Source organism: Azospirillum sp. UENF 112521 (genome assembly GCF_058780665.1).
In genome coordinates this window covers 1-2,500 of the sequence record NZ_JBSNCI010000001.1, presented here as the reverse complement: position 1 = coordinate 2,500, position 2,500 = coordinate 1, and the positions used below count along the sequence as shown (strand labels likewise).

The 2,500-nt window shown below is 56.6% G+C and carries 2 rRNA genes (1 of these 2 cut by a window edge); both read left to right on the top strand.

What is annotated here, in order from left to right:
- Window positions 1-2,208: ribosomal RNA gene (locus tag ACWPN8_RS00010) — 23S ribosomal RNA — on the top strand (it extends 540 nt beyond the left edge of the window).
- Window positions 2,209-2,356: 148 nt separating this feature from the next.
- Window positions 2,357-2,472, top strand: a 5S ribosomal RNA gene (gene rrf, locus ACWPN8_RS00005).
- Window positions 2,473-2,500 lie beyond the last annotated feature (28 nt).

Genomic DNA, 2,500 nt, shown 5'->3' with positions numbered 1-2,500 from the left:
CGGCGTACCTTTTGTATAATGGGTCAGCGACTTAGAGTATGCAGCGAGCTTAAGCCGGTAGGTGGAGGCGCAGCGAAAGCGAGTCTGAATAGGGCGACCGAGTTGCATGCTTTAGACCCGAAACCTGATGATCTAGCCATGGGCAGGTTGAAGGTGCGGTAACACGCACTGGAGGACCGAACTCACGCCTGTTGAAAAAGTCGGAGATGACCTGTGGCTAGGGGTGAAAGGCCAATCAAATCAGGAAATAGCTGGTTCTCCGCGAAAGCTATTTAGGTAGCGCGTCGCGTATTGCCGCGGGGGGTAGAGCACTGGATGGGCTAGGGGGGCGCGAGCCTTACCAAACCTAACCAAACTCCGAATACCCGTGAGCAGAGCGCGGCAGACAGACGGTGGGTGCTAAGGTCCATCGTCGAGAGGGAAACAGCCCAGACCGCCAGCTAAGGTCCCCAAATCACGGCTAAGTGGGAAAGGATGTGGGAAGGCCATGACAACCAGGAGGTTGGCTTAGAAGCAGCCATCCTTTAAAGAAAGCGTAATAGCTCACTGGTCTAGTTAAGCCGGCCTGCGCCGAAAATGTATCGGGGCTCAAGCCGTGTACCGAAGCTGCGGATGTGATCTTTCAGATCACGTGGTAGCGGAGCGTTCCGTAAGCCTGCGAAGGGTGTCCGTGAGGCCGCCTGGAGGTATCGGAAGTGAGAATGCTGACATGAGTAGCGACAAACAGTGTGAGAAACACTGTCGCCGAAAGTCCAAGGGTTCCTGCGCAAGGTTAATCCACGCAGGGTGAGCCGGCCCCTAAGGCGAGGCCGAAAGGCGTAGTCGATGGGAACCACGTTAATATTCGTGGGCCTGGCGGAGGTGACGGATTGGAAAGCGTGTACGATCTTATCGGATTGATCGTGCTGTGGACCGGTTCCAGGAAATAGCCCCGCCTTATAGACCGTACCCCAAACCGACACAGGTGGACTGGTAGAGTATACCCAGGCGCTTGAGAGAATGGTGTTGAAGGAACTCGGCAAATTGCCCTCGTAACTTCGGAAGAAGAGGGCCCCGTTGTGGCGCAAGCCATGGCGGGGGGCACAGACCAGGGGGTAGCGACTGTTTACTAAAAACACAGGGCTCTGCGAAGCCACACAAGGCGACGTATAGGGTCTGACGCCTGCCCGGTGCCGGAAGGTTAAGAGGAGGAGTGCAAGCTCTGAATTGAAGCCCCGGTAAACGGCGGCCGTAACTATAACGGTCCTAAGGTAGCGAAATTCCTTGTCGGGTAAGTTCCGACCTGCACGAATGGCGTAACGACTTCCCCGCTGTCTCCAACACCAACTCAGCGAAATTGAACTCTCCGTGAAGATGCGGAGTTCCCGCGGTCAGACGGAAAGACCCCGTGCACCTTTACTACAGCTTTGCAGTGGTGCTAGGGACTTCATGTGTAGGATAGGTGGGAGGCTTGGAAACATGGGCGCCAGCTCGTGTGGAGCCAACCTTGAAATACCACCCTTGAAGTCTCTGGCATCTAACCGTGGCCCGTTATCCGGGTCCGGGACCCTGCATGGCGGGTAGTTTGACTGGGGCGGTCGCCTCCCAAAGTGTAACGGAGGCGCGCGATGGTGGGCTCAGAGCGGTCGGAAATCGCTCGTCGAGTGCAATGGCATAAGCCCGCCTGACTGCAAGACTGACAAGTCGAGCAGAGACGAAAGTCGGCCATAGTGATCCGGTGGCTCCACGTGGACGGGCCATCGCTCAACGGATAAAAGGTACGCCGGGGATAACAGGCTGATGACTCCCAAGAGTCCATATCGACGGAGTCGTTTGGCACCTCGATGTCGGCTCATCACATCCTGGGGCTGGAGCAGGTCCCAAGGGTTCGGCTGTTCGCCGATTAAAGTGGTACGTGAGCTGGGTTTAGAACGTCGTGAGACAGTTCGGTCCCTATCTGCCGTGGGTGTCGGAGTTTTGCGAGGATTTGTCCCTAGTACGAGAGGACCGGGATGGACATACCTCTGGTGCACCGGTTGTCACGCCAGTGGCATGGCCGGGTAGCTAAGTATGGACGGGATAACCGCTGAAAGCATCTAAGCGGGAAACCCACCTCTAAACCAGAGCTCCCTTGAGAGCCGTGACAGACCATCACGTCGATAGGAGGCATGTGGACGGGCAGCAATGCTTGAAGCTAAGCCTTACTAATCGCTCGATCGGCTTGATCTCGACACCACTAACCGCGCCATGCGCAGCAGCAAGCCTGCTTGAAAGCAGTGCTTGACCAGCGCATCGCCGTTCGATACATCCTCAACTCACTTGCACTGAACAAGCATCAAGCGCTTTCGGTAACAGCGTCGGTCTTGTGCCTCGGTGACCTGGTGGTCATGGCGAGGTGTCAAACACCCGATCCCATCCCGAACTCGGCCGTGAAAAGCCTCCGCGCCAATGGTACTGCGTCTTAAGACGTGGGAGAGTAGGTCGCCGCCAGGTCGCTCAGGCACATGAGACGCTCAATACA